The organism is Chromohalobacter sp. HP20-39, assembly GCF_033052815.1.
GTDB lineage: Bacteria > Pseudomonadota > Gammaproteobacteria > Pseudomonadales > Halomonadaceae > Chromohalobacter.
Map to the genome: position 1 here is coordinate 1 of NZ_JAWHTP010000447.1, position 307 is coordinate 307.

A 307-nucleotide genomic window follows, 5' to 3' on the forward strand; every position below is an offset into this window, starting at 1 on the left:
GTGGCGCTTTGATAGCGCTTGTATCACGCCCGGACAGGTACTGCTTCCGGTGTGCACATGCCGACAACGCGGCAGCGCACACCGTGTGGCACGCCTTCAAGGCGTTGCCGGCAGCTTGCTTACCTTACGCGGCAAGAGGCTGAACCACACCAGCACCCGGGCCGGTGAGCCCAGCCGAGCGCATGGCGTTGGCAATGTCGATCTCTGCGCCGGGTTCCAGCGGCAGCAGCGGAGAGCGCACGGTGGCGTGCTCGAGGATGCCGCGCGCGACGAGCGCGTGCTTGAGCGCGACGGTGCCCTCCATGTG

1 pseudogene is annotated in these 307 nt (G+C 67.1%); it reads right to left on the reverse strand.

The features are described 5' to 3' along the window. Positions 1–124: 124 nt before the first annotated feature. Positions 125–307 (reverse strand): annotated as a pseudogene (locus RVY79_RS18750) (hypothetical protein); the annotation flags it as partial.